Consider the following 17,800-nt stretch of genomic DNA (forward strand, 5'->3'; position numbering starts at 1 on the left):
AACGGTTGACACCCCGCTGACTGATGGGGTGCCAACCGTTCCCGTAAAGAATCTTGAGCCGCTAACGCCGCGGCCGCCAGACCACCAGCGCGGCCGACTGCGTCGGCGGCTGGTACGGCACCAGGTCACGGCGGTACGACGCGTGCACCGCGGCCTCCCTCGCCTGGAGCGCCGCGCCCGCGCCCTCGACGGCGGCGGCGAGTTCGGCGACCCGGGCCTGCAGGGCGGCGACCTGGTTCTCCAGCTCGATGATCCGCTTGATCCCGGCCAGGTTGATGCCCTCGTCCTGGGAGAGCCGCTGCACCTCGCGCAACTGCTGGATGTCGCGGGCCGAGTAGCGTCGCCCGCCGCCGCCGGTGCGGTCCGGGCAGACCAGGCCGAGCCGGTCGTACTGCCGCAGGGTCTGCGGGTGCAGGCCGGACAGCTCGGCAGCCACCGAGATCACGTAGACCGGGGTCTCCTCGGTGAGGGCGTAGCCCGCGCCGGCGGGTGCGGTGCGCCGGCGGCGGGGTGCGGTGCCGCCGGGCAGGCCCTCGCCGATGCCGGCGCCGATGCCGGGGCCATTACCGGAGTCATGGGGGTTCATGTCGGGTCACGCTCCCTCCGCCGCCTTGAACAGAGCGGCTCGCGGGTCCTCGGATGCGGTGGCGTCTCGGTACTGCTCCAGTGCGTTCAGGGCCTCGCCGGAGACCTCCTGCGGGACCGTCACTTCGACGGTGACCAGCAGGTCGCCGCGGGTGCCGTCCTTGCGGGTGGCACCCTTGCCGCGGGCCCGCAGGGTGAGCCCGTTGGCGCTACCGGCCGGCAGCCGCAGCTTCACGGCGGGGCCGTTGAGGGTGGGGACGTCGATGGTGCCACCAAGGGCCGCCTCGGGGAAGGAGACGGGCACGGTGACGGTGAGGTTGTCGCCCTTGCGCCCGAAGACCGGGTGCGTGGTGACGTGGACCGTGACATACAGGTCGCCGGGCTGACCGCCGCGCTCGCCCTGGGCGCCCTTGCCCTTGAGGCGGATCCGCTGGGCGTCCTGGACGCCCGCCGGGATCCGCACCTGCATGGTGCGGGCGGAGCTGGCCCGGCCGCTGCCGTGGCAGTCGGGGCACGGGTCGTCGACGATCATGCCGCGGCCCTTGCAGTCCCGGCACGGCTCGGAGAGCGCGAAGGCCCCCTGGCCCCGGCTGACCGTGCCGGCCCCGACGCAGGTCGGGCAGACCCGCGGCGTGGTGCCGGTCTTGGCGCCGGTGCCGGCGCAGCTGCGGCAGGCCGCCTGGCTGGTCATCCGCAGCGGCACGGTGGCGCCGTCCACGGCCTCGTCGAAGCTGAGGGTCACCTCGGTCTCGACGTCCTGGCCGCGGCGCGGCTGGGGCTGCCGGGTGCGGTTGAACAGCCCGCCGAAGACGTCGCCGATGCCACCGCCGCCGCTGGTCTGGCTGCCGTTGAAGAGGTCGCCGAAGTCGAAGCCGTAGCCGTTGCCGCCGGCGCCGCGCATGCCGCCGGCGCCGAACAGGCTGCGGGCCTCGTCGTACTCCTTGCGGCGCTTCTCGTCGGAGAGGACGTCATACGCCTCGGAGATGTCCTTGAACTTCTCCTCGGCCTTGGCGTCGCCCTTGTTGGCGTCCGGGTGGTACTCCCGGGCGAGCTTGCGGTAGGTCTTCTTGATCTCGGCGGTGGTGGCGTCCTTGGGCACGCCGAGGACCTTGTAGTAGTCCTTCTCCACGTAGTCCTTCGTGCTCATGACTCCCAACCACCTCCCGGGGGCGATACGGCGCTGCGGAGCCGCGCGTCACCGGTGGTGACGCGCGACCCCGCAGCACACAGCGTGTCAGTTCTCGGCAGCACCGTCAGCCTCGGGGCCCGCCGGGCCGTCAGCGTCCGGGCCGGCCGTGGACTGGGTGCCCGGCTGCGGCTCGGCCACCGCCACCATCGCCGGGCGGATGATCCGCTCGCCGATCCGGTAGCCCGGCTGCAGCACCTGCACGCAGGTGTCCTCGGTGACCTCCGAGGAGTAGCTGTGCATCAGGGCCTCGTGCATGTTCGGGTCGAAGGGCTCGCCCTCCTTGCCGAACTGCTGCAGACCGAGCTTGGCCACCACGGTCTCCAGGTTGTCGGAGACCGACTTGAAGCCGCCGGTCACCTCGCCGTGCTCACGGGCCCGGCCGATGTCGTCCAGCACCGGGATCAGGGACTCCAGGATGTTGGAGACCGCGATCTCACGGACCGTCAGCCGGTCGCGCTCGACCCGCTTGCGGTAGTTCTGGTACTCGGCCTGCAGGCGCTGCAGGTCGGCGGTGCGCTCGGAAGCCTCGCGCTTGGCGGTGGCGAGCTCGTCGGACCCGACCTCCCCGGCGGCGGCCTTGACGGCCTCCTCCGCGGCCTTCAGGACCGCCTCGTCGGCGTTGGAGTCGTCGCCGGGCTCCACGCCCTGCGGCTTCTCCGTCATGCCGCACCGCCCTTGGGCTTCTCGTCGTCGATGATCTCGGCGTCGACGACGTCCTCCTCGGCACCGGCCTGGCCGGCCTCGGCACCAGCGGCACCGGCACCGGCGGCCTGGGCGTCGGCGTAGAGGGCCTGGCCGAGCTTCTGGGCGGTGGTGGAGACCTTCTCCGAGGCCTCGCGGATCGCCGCGATGTCCTCGCCCTTCAGGGCCTCCTTGAGCTCGCCGATCGCGGTCTCGACCTCGGTCTTGACCTCGGCCGGCAGCTTGTCGGTGTTGTCGGCGATGAACTTCTCGGTCGAGTAGACGAGCTGCTCGGCCTGGTTGCGGGTCTCCACGGCCTCGCGGCGCTTGTGGTCCTCCTCCGCGTACTGCTCGGCCTCGCGGGTCATCCGCTCGATGTCGTCCTTGGGCAGCGAGGAGCCGCCGGTGACGGTCATCCGCTGCTCCTTGCCGGTGCCGAGGTCCTTGGCACCGACGTGCATGATGCCGTTGGCGTCGATGTCGAAGGTGACCTCGATCTGCGGCAGGCCGCGCGGCGCCGGCGGCAGGCCGGTCAGCTCGAACATGCCGAGCTTCTTGTTGTACGCCGCGATCTCGCGCTCGCCCTGGTAGACCTGGATCTGCACGGAGGGCTGGTTGTCCTCGGCGGTGGTGAAGATCTCCGAACGCTTGGTCGGGATCGTGGTGTTGCGCTCGATCAGCTTGGTCATGATGCCGCCCTTGGTCTCGATGCCCAGGGACAGCGGGGTGACGTCGAGCAGCAGGACGTCCTTGACCTCGCCCTTCAGCACACCGGCCTGCAGCGCGGCACCGATCGCCACGACCTCGTCCGGGTTGACGCCCTTGTTGGCCTCCTTGCCGCCGGTCAGCTCCTTGACCAGCTCGGAGACGGCGGGCATCCGGGTCGAGCCGCCGACCAGGACCACGTGGTCGATCTCGGACAGCTGGATGCCGGCGTCCTTGATGACGTTGTGGAACGGAACCTTGCACCGCTCCAGCAGGTCGGAGGTGAGCTGCTGGAACTGGGCCCGGGTGAGCTTCTCGTCCAGGTGCAGCGGGCCCTCGGCGGAGGCCGTGATGTAGGGCAGGTTGATCGAGGTCTCGGAGGACGAGGAGAGCTCGATCTTGGCCTTCTCGGCCGCCTCGCGCAGGCGCTGCAGCGCCATCTTGTCCTTGGAGAGGTCCACACCGTGGCCGGCCTGGAAGGTCTTCACCAGGTGGTCGACGATCCGCTGGTCCCAGTCGTCACCGCCGAGGTGGTTGTCACCGTTGGTGGCCTTGACCTCGACCACGCCGTCGCCGATCTCCAGCAGCGACACGTCGAAGGTGCCGCCACCGAGGTCGAAGACCAGGATGGTCTGGTCGTCCTTGTCCAGGCCGTAGGCCAGGGCGGCGGCGGTCGGCTCGTTGACGATGCGCAGGACGTTCAGGCCCGCGATCTCGCCGGCCTCCTTGGTGGCCTGGCGCTCGGAGTCGTTGAAGTACGCCGGGACGGTGATGACCGCGTCGGTGACGGTCTCGCCCAGGTAGGCCTCGGCATCCCGCTTCAGCTTCTGCAGGATGAAGGCGCTGATCTGCTGCGGGTTGAAGTCCTTGCCGTCGATGGCGGTCTTCCACCCGGTGCCCATGTGGCGCTTGACCGAGCGGATGGTCCGGTCGACGTTGGTGACGGCCTGGCGCTTGGCGACCTCGCCGACCAGGACCTCACCGTTCTTGGCGAAGGCGACGACGGACGGCGTGGTCCGGGCGCCCTCGGCGTTGGTGATGACGGTGGGCTCACCGCCTTCGAGAACACTGACGACGGAGTTCGTCGTGCCGAGGTCGATACCGACCGCGCGTGCCATCTGGATACCTCCACGAGAGTTGAGCTTTACGCGCTCAAGCATGCATGAGGGGCGGGAATGAGTCAACAGGCATGAGCTGGCTCGACTCAACTTTTCTGCCCCGCTCCTTGACCCCTTCCAGTTTGCCCCCAATGGGTGAGTATGGGCTTACGTGACTGCCGCCATACCTTGAGCGTCTTCTGAAAAGGTGCTAATGGGCGGTATGGTCCGGCCGGGTGGGCGCCAAGTTACCCACCAGTACAATTGACCGACATGCCCTCACCGCCGCTGGAGTACGGAGAGCCCGGATGCAGCTAGCAGCGATCGTCATCTCACTAACGACCATCGTGGTCGGCGTGGCGCTGTTCGCTCGCGCCATCGCCAAGATCTACCGATTCGTCAGGCTCGGCCAGCCCGTGCCGAAGGGATCGCGGATCAACGACCCGGTCGCCCGGACCGTCACGCTGGCCCGGGAGTTCCTCGGGCACACCCGGATGAACAAGTGGGGCATCGTCGGCGTCGCCCACTGGGGTGTCGCCATCGGCTTCTACGCGCTGATCTTCACCCTGGTCGGCGCGATCGGTCAGCTCTTCGACCCCAACTGGGTGGTCCCGGTCATCGGTGACTGGGCCCCGTACCTGGTGTTCCAGGAGCTGCTCGGCCTGGTGACCTTCCTCGGCATCGCGGTGCTGACGGTGATCCGCCAGCTGAGCCTGCCGAACAAGTCGGGCCGCAAGTCCCGCTTCGCCGGCTCCAACATGGGCTTCGCCTACTTCATCGAGTGGGTCATCCTGATCATCGGTGCGGCGATCCTGACCCTGCGCGGCATCGAGGGCGCGCAGCTCGGCGTCAACCACTACGAGGCCTCCTACGTGGTCTCGTACCCGCTGGTGCAGGCGTTCTCCGGGCTGAGCACCGGGACCCTGCACAACCTGCTCTTCCTGGTCGCGGGCATCAAGATCTCGGTCTCCTTCATCTGGATGATCACGGTCTCGCTGAACACCGACATGGGTGTCGCCTGGCACCGCTTCCTGGGCTTCCCCAACATCTGGTTCAAGCGCAACGCCGACGGCGAGGTGGCGCTCGGCGCGCTGCAGCCGATGACCAGCGGCGGCCAGCCGATCGACTTCGAGGACCCGGCCGAGGACGCCGTCTTCGGCGTCTCCCAGGTCGAGCACTTCTCCTGGAAGGGCATCCTCGACTTCTCCACCTGTACCGAGTGCGGCCGCTGCCAGTCGCAGTGCCCCGCCTGGAACACCGGCAAGCCGCTGTCGCCCAAGCTGCTGATCATGTCGCTGCGCGACCACGCCTACGCCAAGGCGCCCTACCTGCTGGCCGGTGGCGGCAAGGACATGGAGGGCGAGGAGAAGGCGACCGCCGAGCAGCTGGCCGACGTGCCGGCCGCCGCGCTGGCCGAGGCCGAGCGCCCGCTGATCGGCACCGCCGAGGAGAACGGCGTCATCGACCCGGACGTGCTGTGGTCCTGCACCACCTGCGGTGCCTGCGTCGAGCAGTGCCCGGTGGACATCGAGCACATCGACCACATCGTCGACATGCGCCGCTACCAGGTGATGATCGAGTCGTCGTTCCCGACCGAGGCTGGGACGATGCTCAAGAACCTGGAGAACAAGGGCAACCCCTGGGGCCTGGCCACCAAGGCCCGGCTGGACTGGGTCAAGGAGCTCAAGAAGGAGACCGGCATCGAGGTGCCGGTCATCGGCCAGGACATCGAGCCCGCCGAGGTCGAGTACCTCTACTGGGTCGGCTGCGCCGGCGCCCTGGAGGACCGGGCCAAGAAGACCACCAAGGCCTTCGCGGAGCTGCTGCACACCGCCGGCGTGAAGTTCGCCATCCTGGGCAAGGAGGAGTCCTGCACCGGTGACTCCGCCCGTCGCCTGGGCAACGAGTTCCTCTTCCAGATGCTCGGCGCGCAGAACGTCGAGACCCTGAACGCGGCCCTCGAGGACGCCCCCAAGAAGCGGATCGTGGCCACCTGCCCGCACTGCTTCAACACCATCGCCAACGAGTACCCGCAGCTCGGCGGCCACTTCGAGGTGATCCACCACACCCAGCTGCTCCAGCACCTGATCGACGAGGGCAAGCTGATCCCGGTCAACCCGGTCGAGGGCCTGATCACCTACCACGACCCCTGCTACCTGGGCCGCCACAACAAGGTCTACAGCCCGCCGCGCGAGATCATGGACAAGGTCCCGGGTCTGCGCCAGCAGGAGATGCACCGCCACAAGGAGCGCGGCTTCTGCTGCGGCGCCGGTGGTGCCCGGATGTGGATGGAGGAGCGGATCGGCAAGCGGATCAACACCGAGCGCGTCGACGAGGCGCTGTCGCTCAACCCCGACATCGTCTCCACCGCCTGCCCGTTCTGCCTGGTGATGCTCTCCGACTCGGTGAACGGCAAGAAGAACGAGGGCGCCGCCAAGGAGCACCTGAAGGTGGTCGACGTGGCCCAGCTGCTGCTCGACTCGGTCAAGGCCGCGCCGGTCGTCGAGGAGCCGGAGCCCGTCGAGGCCTAGGCCGAGGCACAGGCCTGGGTCGAGGCCTGGAACGTCAGGCCTGGGTCGAGGCCTGGAACGTCAGGCCTGCCTGAGTACTACGTGAGAACGGATGTTTGAGCCGAGCGCGAATGTGCTTGCGGCTCAACGCCTCACATATGATGCCTGCCCCGGGCCAAACCGCCCGGGGCAGGCTGCGTGGGGCTGCCTTTCGGGTCGTCACCAGGCACCCGCGAAGTCCCGTTCGAGCGTCCGTCAACTGATCAGCAGTCGGTGAGCGGCGCATACCGAGCACCAAGAACCCAACGACGGTCCTGGCAAATCGACAGGCCAGATCGCTGACCGGAACCAAGGGGAGAAACGCACAGATGACCCAGGCGATCATGCTGGTGGGTGGTCAGGGCACCCGGCTTCGCCCGCTCACCACGCACACCCCGAAGCCCATGCTCCCGGTTGCGGGTGTGCCGTTCATCGCGCACCAGCTCGCCCGGGCGGCCGCGGCGGGCGTCACCCGCGTGGTGCTCGCCACGTCCTACCTGGCCGAGGTCTTCGAGGAGCACTTCGCCGACGGCTCCCCCTACGGCATCGAGCTGGTCTACCTCACCGAGAAGGAGCCGCTGGGCACCGGCGGCGCGATCCGCAACGCCGCCGAGGGCCTGACCTGCGGCCCCGACGAGCCGGTCCTGATCTTCAACGGCGACATCCTCTCCGGCCTGGACATCGCCGCGCTGCGCGACGGCCACGTGGCCGCCGGCGCCGACGTCACCCTGCACCTCACCCGGGTCGAGGACCCGCGGGCGTTCGGCCTGGTACCGACCGACGAGCAGGGCCGGGTGCTGGAGTTCCTGGAGAAGCCGGAGACCCCCGAGCAGATCGTCACCGACCAGATCAACGCCGGCTGCTACGTCTTCACCCGCTCGGTGATCGACCGCATCCCGGCCGGCCGGGTCGTCTCGGTCGAGCGCGAGACCTTCCCCGGGCTGCTGGAGAGCGGCGCGCTGGTGCGCGGCGTGGTCGACACCTCCTACTGGCTGGACCTGGGCACCCCCGGCGCGTTCGTGCGCGGCTCCGCCGACCTGGTGCTCGGCCGGGTCGACTCCCCGGCGGTCCCCGGCCCCACCGGTGAGGCGCTGCTGCTGCCCGGCGCCACCGTGGACCCGGCCGCCGTGCTCAGCTCCGGCACCGTGGTCTCCGAGGGCGCCTCGATCGCGGCCGGCGCCATCGTCGAGGGCTCCGTGGTGCTGCCCGGCGCGGTGGTCCACGCGGACGCCGTGGTCAAGGACTCGATCGTGGGCGCCTACGCGGTGATCGGCGACCGCACCGTGCTGGACGGCGCGGTGATCGGCGACGGCGCCGTGGTCGAGGCCGACAACGAGCTGCCGAACGGCATCCGGATCGCCTGCGGCATCCGGCTCGGGGTCGGCGCGGTGCGCACCACCGCCGGCCCCGGCGGCTGCCCGGCCGGCGAGACCTCCGCGGCGGCCGTGCACGGGTCGGTGCTGCAGAAGTAGTCGCCGCCTGGGTGGGGGCTTTCCTCCGTTCTTCCGTTCGAGGGGTTGCGGCAGTGCGTCACAGCACTGCTGCAACCCCTCGGCGCATCCGGTCCCGGTGCGCCTTTCCGGGTACCTTCGGAGGGTGGCTGGGAACGGATATCAGAGCGGGTGGGGCGGCGACCGGCGGTACGCCGGTGACCAGGCGGGGAACACCCTCCCCGACCAGGGCGGGTACGGGGGGTACGGCTCCGGGTACGGGGCTCGGCCCGACGACCGCACCATCGACGGCGGCCGGGCTCGGCACGACGAGCGGACCCGGTACGACCTCGGTGCCCGCTACGGCGAGGACGCCGGAGCTGGGGCCGGCAACGACGACGGCGCGGGGCAGCCGTACTACTACGACTCCGATTCCCCGTACGAATCCGGCTCCGGCGCTGGCTCCCGCTCCGGCTCCGGCTCCCGGTCCCGTGGCGACGAGGGTGCCGGCGAGCCGTACTACTACGACGAGCAGGCCGGCGGCCAGGACCGCGTCACGACCTACCGGGCCGGCGGCCGCACCGCACCGCGGACCGGCGGCCCGCGGCTCGCCTGGCGTGAGCTGCTGTTCGGCATCTACCGGGCCCCCGCCCGCACCTTCGACCAGATGCGCGACCACCAGGCCTGGCTGCCCGCGATCACCGTCTCGCTGCTCTACGGCGTGCTCGCCGTGCTCGGCTTCGGCGACACCCACAACGAGGTGGTCGGGGCCACCTTCTCGGTGGCCGCCTGGTCGCTCTTCGGGTCGGCGCTGGCCTTCACGGTGGCCGGCCTGATGCTCGGCTCGGTCACCTACGCGCTGGCCCGCCAGTTCGGCGGTGACGGCCCCTACGCGTCGACCGTCGGGCTCGGGGTGCTGATCGGCTGGACCACCGACGTGCCGCGGCTGGTGCTGGCGCTCTTCCTGCCCTCGGCCAGCCCGGTGGTGCAGGCGCTCGGCTGGGTCAGCTGGCTGCTCTGCGCGGCGCTGCTGACCACCCTGGTGCGCAGGGTGCACGACCTGCCCTGGGGCAAGGCGGCCGGCGCGGCGGCCGTCCAACTGCTGGCGCTGCTGGTGCTGATCAAGCTGCCGACGCTGGGCTGAGCGGGCCGGCGCGGCGGCGCCGAGCGGCGCCGAACCCGGGCCGAATAGGCTGGACCGTCCCAGCCCGACCCGTCACCACCTCGGAGACCCCGTATGACCCTCCCCACCACCCGTGTCAGCTTCCCCGGCGGAGCGGTGGCCGGCGAGTCCACCGTGCTCGCCGTCCACCAGCTCGGCGACGGCCGGTACGGGGTCGTCACCGCGGACACCCCGTTCCACCCGCTCGACCACACCTGGCCCGACCAGCCCGCCGACACCGGCACGCTGACCGTGGCGGGCACCGAGCTGGCCGTGGTGGACTGCCTGACCGCCGCCGTCGGCCCCGAGGACGACGAGGGCGGTGAGCACGGTGAGCACGGCGAGCTGCTGGTGGGCGCCGACATCCCGGTGCGGCGCGGCGACGAGGCCTGGTCCTGGCTGGTGCTGCACGTGGTCGAGGAGCAGCCCGCCGAGCTGGTCCCGGGCGCCCCGGTGGCGCTCGCGGTGGACGCCGAGCGCCGGGCCGCGCTGAGCGCCGCTCACACCGGCTGCCACCTGCTGGCGCTGGCCCTCAACGAGGCGCTCGCCGAGCGCTGGCGCAAGGACCCGGGCCGTGCCGACGCCTTCGGCAACCCGGACTTCGACAGCCTGGCGATGGCCTCGTCGGTGATGGACACCGAAGCCAGCACCGACACCTACCGGCTCGGCAAGTCGCTGCGCAAGAAGGGCTTCACCACCGACGCCGCCGACGGCCTGCCGGCCCTGGCCGACGTGCTGCCGGCGATCACCGCCGCGGTCAACGAGCGGCTGGCCGGCTGGGTGGCTGCCGACGCCCCGGTGCGGATCGAGGTGCCCGGCCCCGAGTTGACCGCCCGCCGCAACTGGCACTGCGAACTGCCGGCCGGCTCGGCGCGCATCGCCTGCGGCGGCACCCACCTGCACCGCCTGGGTCAACTGTCCGCACTGGAGACCGAGTTGACGCTCTCGGAGGACGGCAGCGAGCTGGTCGCGGTGACCCGCCCCAAGCGGGTCTGACGACCTTCCCCGAACGTGAACGCCTAGACGTTCGTCCGGTGGAAGTTGAGGTACGAGCGGGACGGCGTCGGTCCGCGCTGCCCCTGGTAGCGCGAGCCGTACCGCTCGGAGCCGTACGGGTGCTCGGACGGCGAGGAGAGCCGGAACAGGCAGAGCTGCCCGATCTTCATGCCCGGGTAGAGCTTGATCGGCAGCGTGGCCACGTTCGACAGCTCAAGCGTCACATGGCCGCTGAAGCCCGGGTCGATGAAGCCCGCCGTCGAGTGGGTCAGCAGGCCCAGCCGGCCGAGGCTCGACTTGCCCTCCAGGCGCGAGGCCACGTCGTCCGGCAGCGTGATCACCTCGTAGGTGGACGCCAGCACGAACTCGCCGGGGTGCAGGATGAACGCCTCGTCCCCGTCCGGCTCGACCAGCCTGGTCAGGTCCGGCTGCTCCTGCGAGGGGTCGATGTGCGGGTAGCGGTGGTTCTCGAAAACCCGGAAGAACCGGTCCAGCCGCACGTCGATGCTGGACGGCTGGACCATGGCGGGGTCGAACGGGTCGATGACGACCCGGCCCCGGTCGATCTCGGCGCGGATGTCTTTGTCGGAGAGCAGCACGCCACGAGGTTACGTGGTCAGCGGCCGTCTCCCAATTTTCTCCACGCCCCGGCACTGCCGCGGGCCCTCCCGCAGCCGCCCACGGCGGCCGCGAGAGGGCCCACCCGGCGCTACACGAGCCGCAGCGCCCTTGCCAGTTGCCCCTCGGACAGCACGCTCGGATCGGCCGGCACCGCACTGCGCAGCCGCCCGCACTGCGGACACCGCAGCAGCCGCTGCGGCCCGAGCCGCCCCGCCCCGAGGTTCCGCATCGGGAACGCGCTGATACTGAACAGGTGCCCCTCGGCACAACGAACAACGGTCCGCCGCTCCATCGATCCCCTTCCCGGACTTCCCCGGCCCGGCCCCCGTACACCGCCGGGCCACGACAGCCGTCACATTAGGGGACCATCCCGACATCCCGCCCCCAACTCGCCGCCCCGCCCGCGAACCCTCACGACGCCCACCACCCCTCCACGCCCCACCCCTCGGCAACCCGGTACGGAGCCCCCTCGGGGATGAGGTAGAGTGGAGCATGATCGAGCCGTTCCTGACGGGTCGTCACGCGGGCGTAGTTTAATGGTAGAACATGAGCTTCCCAAGCTTATAGCGCGAGTTCGATTCTCGTCGCCCGCTCAGAGGGAAAGCCCCAGGTCAACGACCTGGGGCTTTCGTGTTGTCTGGACCAGTCCGGGGTCGTCGGGCCAGGTAGGCCTGGCGCAGTGCTAGATCTTTTGGTGATCTGTGTCACATTTCGCTTGGTTGGTCGATCTGTTTGGCCCGCTGACCTCCAGCGAGGAGTTCAGCCCCCGGGTCAGACCGTCGCTTCGAGGGTGACCGAGATGTTCCCCCGGGTGGCGTTCGAGTACGGGCAGACCTGGTGAGTGGTCTCCACGAGCCGGTCGGCGGTGGCCTGGTCCAGGCCGGGCAGGTGTGCCGCCAGTGCGACCTTCAGTGAGAAGCCCCCGTTGTCCTGGGCGATCAGGCTCACCGTGGACCTGACGGTCGACTCGCCCAGCTTCACCTTCTGCTGACCTGCTATCAGGCGCAGCCCGTTGTGGAAGCACGCGGCGTAGCCGGCGGCGAAGAGTTGCTCGGGGTTGGTCTTGTCGCCGCCGGGGCCGCCCATCTCCTTCGGGACCGCGAGGAGTTCGTCGAGCACCCCGTCGGAGGTGCGGACCTCTCCGTTGCGGCCGTCGCCGGTCGAGAGCGCCTCGGTGGTGTAGAGCGTGGACATGGGGTCTCCATTCACAGGCATTCAGAAAAGGTGGACGGGTTGTCGGTTGCCGGACGAGTGCGTCCGTCCGGGGCGGTGGCTTGGGCGAGCAGGGCCAGCGCGGCCTGCGAGGCAGAACCCGCCATGGCGGTAACCGCGACGAGTCGCTGTCCCTGCTCGTTCGGGACCGGCATGGCCTGCTGGGTGACGTCCATCGGTCCGACGAGCGGATGCCGCATCCGGTAGGCCGCGATGTCCCAGGCGCGGACCCGGTGTTCGGACCAGAGGTTGGTGAACTCCGGGCTGTGCATCACCAGTTCACCGATCAGCGCCGCCAGCAGCGGATCGTCGGGGTACCGGCCGACGGCGAGGCGCAGTCTCCCCACCGCGTCTCTGGCCTTCTTCGGCCAGTCCTCGTACAGCTCGCGGGTGTGGGCGTCGCGGAAGACCAGCCGCGCGGTGTTCGGACGCCGGGCCGGGTCCTGCGGGCTTCTCGGATCGAGGTGCCCGGCGAAGAGCGCATGCCCGGTGCGGTTCCAGGCCAGTACGTCGCTGAGGCGGCCGAGCACGATGACCGGAGTGTCCCCGAAGGCGTCGATCAGCTGCCGGGTGGTCTCGGTGATGCCCTCGGGTGCCGGCGGGTTGCGGGTTCGGTCGTTGCCGCCCCTGCGCCCGACACCAGCAAGGTCGTACAGGTGACGGTGTTCGGTCTCGTCCAGGCGAAGTGCCCTGGCGAGCGCATCCAGTACCTCCCTCGACGCGCCTCGTGACAGCCCCTGCTCCAGCCGCGTGTAGTACGACTCGCTCACCCCCGCCAACCGGGCAAGCTCGTCCCGGCGCAGTCCCGGCACCCGCCGCCGCTCATCGAACTCCGGCAACCCGACGTCCGACGGCTGCAGTTGCGCCCGACGCGTCCGCAGGAACCGCCCCAACTGCGACTTGCTCTTCATGGACTTGAGTATGGACACGGGCGGCGGCGCGTGCCTGCCCCTGCCAGTGCCAGGCAACGCGGCTTGAGGCGGTGGGGCCGGCTCAGGAGGTCGTCGCAGGAACGAGGTGGTCGAGTCCCTGCGCACTGCCCTTCGCGGCCTCGATCGAGCGCGGCAGCATGGTGCTCTCGTAGGCGTGGACGGCGTCGTCGACGCTGGATTCGGTGACGAGGGCGTGGGCGAGGTCGGAGCCGTCGAGCATGGCGAGATTGGCGCCCAGCCCGACCGGGGGCATCAGGTGCGCGGCATCGCCGAGCAGCGTGACGCCGGGAACGTGCTCCCAGGTGTGCGGGGCGGGCAGGACGAACAGGGACCGGTTGATGAACCCGCTGTCGCTGTTGCGCAGGATGTAGCGCAGGCTCTCGTCCCAGCCGTCGAACATCCTCAGCAGGTGCCTCCGCACGGCCTGCTGGTCGCCGAGGTCGATACCGGCAGCCAGGTGCCAGTCCTCCGGCACGCGGACCGCGATGTAGGCGCGGATGTGGCCGTTGCTGTTGCGCTGTGCGACCAGCGACCTGCCGGCGCCCTTCGCCAGCATCGATCCGTTGCCGACCAGCCGCGCGAGGTCGGGATGGCGGGTGTCGCAGTGGTCGAATCCGGTCTCGACGAAGGTGACACCGGTGTAGCCGGGTGCGGCCTGCGACAGGGCCGGGCGCACGCGCGACCAGGCGCCGTCGGCACCGACCACCAGGTCGAAGTCCTCGGCGGTGCCGTCACCGAAGTGCAGCCGGCAGGTGCCGTCCGGGAGCGGGGTGACCCCGCTGACGGCGCGGTCCCACCGCACCGTGCCCTTGGTGATCGAGTCCAGGAACAGGCCGCGCAGTTGGCCTCGGTCGATCTCCGGTCGGCCGCCGTCGGCGGCGGCCGGCGGCTGTTGCTTCAGGAGCGCGGCGGTGGCGGGGTCGAGCACGCGCCACTCGTCCCCTTCGGGGCGGGCGAGGGCGTGGAACCGGTCGAGCAGCCCGGCCGAACGCAGGGCGGCCTGGCCGGTGTCGGGGTGCATGTCGAGGGTGCCGCCCTGCGGGCGGGCGTCGGCGGAGGCCTCGCGTTCGAAGACGGTGACGGAGCGGCCGCGTTGCTGCAGGACGCGGGCGCAGGTGAGGCCGCCGAGGCCGGCGCCGACGATCGCGATGCGGGGGTCACGAACTGCGTGCATGGGAGTGCCCTTCGAAAGGTGGGTGAGCCGCCGGGAGGTCCGGCACCACCAAGAAAGCACACTCGATAAATAAGTGCAATGACTAAACTTTCGTAGCGGATGCACTTCGGGGTATGGTGGGCGAGTGACCGAACCGACCGGGCGCCGCGAGCGCAAGAAGGCCCAGACTCGCCAGTCCCTGGCCGACGCCGCACTCGAGCTCTTCCTCGACCGCGGCTACGACCAGGTCGGCGTCAAGGACGTCGCCGACGCCGCCGACGTCTCGGTGACGACCCTGTTCAAGCACTTCCCTGGCAAGGAAGCCCTGGTCTTCGACCAGGACGACGACCTGGAAGCAGCACTCGTCGCCGCGGTCCGCGACCGCACCCCCGGCCAGTCGATCCCCCAGGCGTTGCGCGAGCACATCCTGCTGACGCAGACCCAGTTCGCCGTCCACACCACGGACCCGCGGTTCGCCGAGTTCACGCGCATGGTGCAGGAGACCCCCGCGCTGCGCGACTACGCCCACCGCATGTGGACACGCCACGAAGCAGCCCTGGCGCGGGCCATCGCCGAGGCTGTCGGCGCCCCCGAGGACGACGTCAGCTGCGCCGCCCTGGCTCGTTTCGCCCTTGAGGCCCGCGGCCTCATCCTGCGGCACGCCGAGCCGAGCCGCGCCGCCGACGAGGCCTTCGCGTTGCTCGAACACGGCTGGGCGGCCTCCCATCCGGGCAACTGACCCGGTCTGCGCCTGCCACCGCCTCAGTCGCCGCTATGAGCGCCGGCTGATCCAAGACGCTCAGACGGCTGTGCCATGCGACGGTTCCGCCCGGGTGGTCAGCCCGCGGCGGTTGGGTCCGCGTCCGTCCTCGGCAGCCGCAGGGTGAAGACCGCGCCCTCGCCGGGTCGGCTGGTCGCGGTCACCGTTCCGCCGTGGGCGTGCGCGAGCTGGCGCACGATGGCCAGCCCCAGGCCGCTGCCGCCGGTCTGCCGGCTGCGGGACTTCTCGGCCCGCCAGAACCGGTCGAAGACGTGGGGCAGTTCATCAGGGTCGATACCCGTGCCGGTGTCCGCCACCTCGATGACCAACTCGTCGCCCACCGGGCAGGCTGCGACCGTGACGCTCCCGCAGCGCGGCGTATGCCGCACCGCGTTGTCCACCAGGTTCCCGACGGCTTGGCGCAACCGCACCGGGTCGGCCACCAACTCGGCTTCCCCGTCCGTGGGCAGCACGCTCAGGAGCACGCCGGCGGCCTCGGCCCGGGCTCGATGGGCCTCGGCGACCTGGTCGATGAGCTCGGCGATCCGGACCGGCTCGCGGTGCAGGCGGAAGCTGTCCGCGTCGGCCGCCGCCAGGTCCCGCAGATCGTCGATGATGTGCTGAAGCAGGAGCGCCTCCTCCAGCAGTGACGCCATCAGCGCCAGGTCAGGGGTGGCCACGCCGTCCTGGGTGGCCTCCAGCCAGCCGCGGATGTTGCTGAGCGGCGTACGCAGTTCGTGCGCGACATCGCTGACCATCGCCTTGCGCTGCTCCTCGATCCGTTCGCGGCGCTCCGAGAGGTCGTTGAACGCGGCGGCCAGGTAGCCGATTTCGTCGTTGCCGGTCACCGGGACGCGGGCGTGTGGTTCGGTGGGGTGCTGGGCGGCGTCGGTCAGCGCGCGCAGCGGCCGGACCAGCCGGGTGGCGAGGAGGACCGAGAGCGCCACGGTGAGGGCCAGGACCAGGCCGGTGACGCCGGCGATGCGCAGGGCTCCGGCTCGGGTCAGGTGGAAGGCGGGGGTGGTGGTTCCGTTGCTGTCGCTGATGAACAGCAGTGCGGCGGGAGCGACATAGGGAGCGAGTTGCTGGCGGCGGCTGGAGTCGACACAGGTCGCCACCGCCTGATCGGCGCTGTCGGCATTCGGGTTCGGCAGCGGGGTGGGCGTGATCGCGGGGGTGGCGGGAGAGACAGGCGAGCCGGGAGAGACAGCCGGGCCGGGCGGGATGACGGTACCGGGGGAGGGCGTCCCGGGGCTCTGTACCCGAGGGCTCGGCACCACCCCGCTGGGGCCGATGCCGAGCTTGACCGGCCCCAGCCCCTCCGGCGACAGGCAGGCGTCGACCAGCTCGCCGAGCCTGCTCAGAGCCTGCTGCTCGGTCGGGGTGGGAGCGGAGAGCCGGGGGAGGCCACAGACCGCGGAGGTGCCGTCGTCGGGGGCGAGCCCGGCGACGGTCACGTTCGGTCGGCCGCTCGGGTCGGTGCCGGTCTCGGCGGCGAATCCGCGCGTGCGCAGGCAGTCGGCGGTCGCGCCGGCCGCCGAGCGCAGCTGGGCGCGTTCTTCGGCGGAGAGGGCGAACGGCCCGACGGCGCGCGGGTCGATGCGGGTGGTGCCGCTGTTGGGTGCCAGCGTCTGGTCCACGTCGAGCGGGTCGATCACCGCCGATGCCTTGGACGGGACCGGCGACGCGTGCGGGGCGGCGGAACCGCCGATGGGTCGGCGGCTCTGGTCGGTCAGCGCGATGTGACGGCCCGTCCGCTTCGTCAGGTCCGCCAGCACGGGGCCGGCGCCGTCCCAGTCGTGGTGGGTCGCGGCGAAGCCGAGCAGGGTCTCGTAGATGCCGGCGTCGCCGGAGAGGGTCTGGACCTGTTCCTGCTGGATCTCCTGCGACGTGGCGTTCACCGCCAGCCAGGCGGTGGCGGCGACCGAGCACACGGCGACCAGGATCGAGGCGGCCAGCAGCCGGACCAGCAGGCTCTTGCGCAGCGGTACCCTACGGCGCACGGTGGCGTCCGGCCGTGCCGTCGGTGAGCTTGTAGCCGACTCCGAAAACGGTCAGCAGCCGCACCGGGTGCCGGGGGTCGGGTTCGATCTTCCTGCGCAGGTTCATGATGTGCACGTCGATGGTGCGCTCGGATATGTAGGGACCGAACCCGCCGGTGCCGCCCAGTAGTTGCGCCCGGCTGAAGACCTGCTCGGGGTGTGCGGCCAGGGTGCGGAGCAGCTCGAACTCCCCTGGCGTGCACGGCACCAGGGTGCCGGCGACGCGGACCTCGTGGCGGTCGGGGTCCACCGTGAGCTCGCCGACCCGCAGCACCGGGTCGGCCGGGGCCCTGCGCTGTGCCCGCTGCGAGCGCCGGAGCAGGACGCGCACCCGGGCCATGAGCTCACGGGGGCTGAACGGTTTGGTCATGTAGTCGTCGGCGCCCAGGTCGAGTCCGAGCAGCAGGTCGTCCTCGGCGGACCGGGCGGTCAGCACCAGGATCGGGAGTTCGGACTCGCGGCGCAGGACGCGGCACACGTCGAGGCCGTCCACCCGGGGCATCATCACATCGACGATCAGCAGGTCCGGTTCACGTCGCCGGACCTCGTCGATCGCCGCGCGTCCGTCGTGGACGACGGCGGCGGTGTGGCCCTCCAGCTCCAGATAGCGACGGATGAGCTCGGCCTGTTTCGGGTCGTCCTCGGCCACCAGGACATATGCGCTCACCCTTTCGATCATAGGTGGC

The 17,800-nt window shown here is 70.6% G+C and carries 15 protein-coding genes, 1 tRNA gene and 1 pseudogene; 6 read left to right on the forward strand and 11 right to left on the reverse strand.

The annotated features are described in order from the left end of the window. Window positions 1-61: 61 nt before the first annotated feature. The 4 genes from P3T35_RS00130 to dnaK form a co-directional block, all read right to left on the reverse strand. Complete coding sequence (locus P3T35_RS00130) at window positions 62-586, reverse strand: helix-turn-helix transcriptional regulator (RefSeq protein ID WP_101380785.1); 525 nt, start codon at window positions 584-586, stop codon at window positions 62-64. A 6-nt stretch (window positions 587-592) separates the two neighbouring features. Then, window positions 593-1,732: a molecular chaperone DnaJ gene (gene dnaJ, locus P3T35_RS00135; protein WP_101380786.1), complete on the reverse strand. Its 1,140-nt coding sequence runs from the start codon at window positions 1,730-1,732 to the stop codon at window positions 593-595. An 87-nt stretch (window positions 1,733-1,819) separates the two neighbouring features. After that, a complete protein-coding gene (gene grpE, locus P3T35_RS00140) occupies window positions 1,820-2,437 on the reverse strand; it encodes a nucleotide exchange factor GrpE (RefSeq protein ID WP_101380787.1) in 618 nt (205 codons plus the stop codon). Then, window positions 2,434-4,278, reverse strand: a complete 1,845-nt coding sequence (dnaK, locus tag P3T35_RS00145) for a molecular chaperone DnaK (protein WP_101380788.1) — start codon at window positions 4,276-4,278, stop codon at window positions 2,434-2,436. Before dnaK ends, grpE begins: the two co-directional genes overlap by 4 nt. A 287-nt stretch (window positions 4,279-4,565) precedes the next feature. Here dnaK and P3T35_RS00150 point away from each other — a divergent pair, with 287 nt between their 5' ends. The 4 genes and pseudogenes from P3T35_RS00150 to P3T35_RS00165 all read left to right on the forward strand — a co-directional run bounded on the left by P3T35_RS00150 (window position 4,566) and on the right by P3T35_RS00165 (window position 10,394). Next, window positions 4,566-6,788 carry a (Fe-S)-binding protein gene (locus P3T35_RS00150; RefSeq protein ID WP_101380789.1) on the forward strand — a complete coding sequence of 741 codons (2,223 nt, stop codon included), beginning with the start codon at window positions 4,566-4,568 and terminating at the stop codon, window positions 6,786-6,788. Between the two features lie 347 nt (window positions 6,789-7,135). Continuing rightward, window positions 7,136-8,209, forward strand: a pseudogene (locus P3T35_RS00155) (NDP-sugar synthase); the annotation flags it as partial. 193 nt (window positions 8,210-8,402) lie between these two features. Continuing rightward, window positions 8,403-9,380, forward strand: coding sequence for a Yip1 family protein (locus P3T35_RS00160; RefSeq protein ID WP_101380791.1), 978 nt, complete (start codon window positions 8,403-8,405; stop codon window positions 9,378-9,380). A gap of 93 nt (window positions 9,381-9,473) precedes the next feature. After that, window positions 9,474-10,394, forward strand: coding sequence for a metal-dependent hydrolase (locus P3T35_RS00165; protein ID WP_101380792.1), 921 nt, complete (start codon window positions 9,474-9,476; stop codon window positions 10,392-10,394). A gap of 23 nt (window positions 10,395-10,417) precedes the next feature. On the opposite strand, the gene dcd is transcribed toward P3T35_RS00165, so the two are convergent. Beyond that, a complete protein-coding gene (gene dcd, locus P3T35_RS00170; RefSeq protein ID WP_101380793.1) occupies window positions 10,418-10,993 on the reverse strand; it encodes a dCTP deaminase in 576 nt (191 codons plus the stop codon). A 110-nt stretch (window positions 10,994-11,103) separates the two neighbouring features. Beyond that, complete coding sequence (locus P3T35_RS00175; RefSeq protein WP_101380794.1) at window positions 11,104-11,307, reverse strand: hypothetical protein; 204 nt, start codon at window positions 11,305-11,307, stop codon at window positions 11,104-11,106. Window positions 11,308-11,537: 230 nt separating this feature from the next. Between P3T35_RS00175 and P3T35_RS00180 the strand changes: the two genes are divergently transcribed. Beyond that, window positions 11,538-11,608 (forward strand) — tRNA-Gly (locus P3T35_RS00180). Window positions 11,609-11,786: 178 nt separating this feature from the next. Here P3T35_RS00180 and P3T35_RS00185 read toward each other — a convergent pair. The 3 genes from P3T35_RS00185 to P3T35_RS00195 all read right to left on the reverse strand — a co-directional run bounded on the left by P3T35_RS00185 (window position 11,787) and on the right by P3T35_RS00195 (window position 14,333). Then, a complete protein-coding gene (locus P3T35_RS00185) occupies window positions 11,787-12,209 on the reverse strand; it encodes an organic hydroperoxide resistance protein (protein WP_101380795.1) in 423 nt (140 codons plus the stop codon). Window positions 12,210-12,220: 11 nt separating this feature from the next. Beyond that, window positions 12,221-13,138, reverse strand: coding sequence for a helix-turn-helix transcriptional regulator (locus P3T35_RS00190; protein WP_101380796.1), 918 nt, complete (start codon window positions 13,136-13,138; stop codon window positions 12,221-12,223). A gap of 82 nt (window positions 13,139-13,220) precedes the next feature. Then, window positions 13,221-14,333 carry an NAD(P)/FAD-dependent oxidoreductase gene (locus P3T35_RS00195; protein ID WP_101380797.1) on the reverse strand — a complete coding sequence of 371 codons (1,113 nt, stop codon included), beginning with the start codon at window positions 14,331-14,333 and terminating at the stop codon, window positions 13,221-13,223. A 124-nt stretch (window positions 14,334-14,457) separates the two neighbouring features. On the opposite strand from P3T35_RS00195, the gene P3T35_RS00200 reads away from it, so the two are divergent. Beyond that, a complete protein-coding gene (locus P3T35_RS00200; RefSeq protein WP_101380798.1) occupies window positions 14,458-15,051 on the forward strand; it encodes a TetR/AcrR family transcriptional regulator in 594 nt (197 codons plus the stop codon). Window positions 15,052-15,149: 98 nt separating this feature from the next. On the opposite strand, the gene P3T35_RS00205 is transcribed toward P3T35_RS00200, so the two are convergent. After that, window positions 15,150-17,075 (reverse strand): ATP-binding protein, encoded by a 1,926-nt coding sequence (locus tag P3T35_RS00205; protein WP_101380799.1) that lies wholly within the window; start codon window positions 17,073-17,075, stop codon window positions 15,150-15,152. Beyond that, window positions 17,065-17,793, reverse strand: a complete 729-nt coding sequence (locus tag P3T35_RS00210) for a response regulator transcription factor (protein WP_101380800.1) — start codon at window positions 17,791-17,793, stop codon at window positions 17,065-17,067. The genes P3T35_RS00205 and P3T35_RS00210 overlap by 11 nt, the downstream gene beginning before the upstream one ends. Between the last annotated feature and the right edge of the window lie 7 nt (window positions 17,794-17,800).

Source organism: Kitasatospora sp. GP30 (genome assembly GCF_029892145.1).
GTDB lineage: Bacteria > Actinomycetota > Actinomycetes > Streptomycetales > Streptomycetaceae > Kitasatospora > Kitasatospora acidiphila.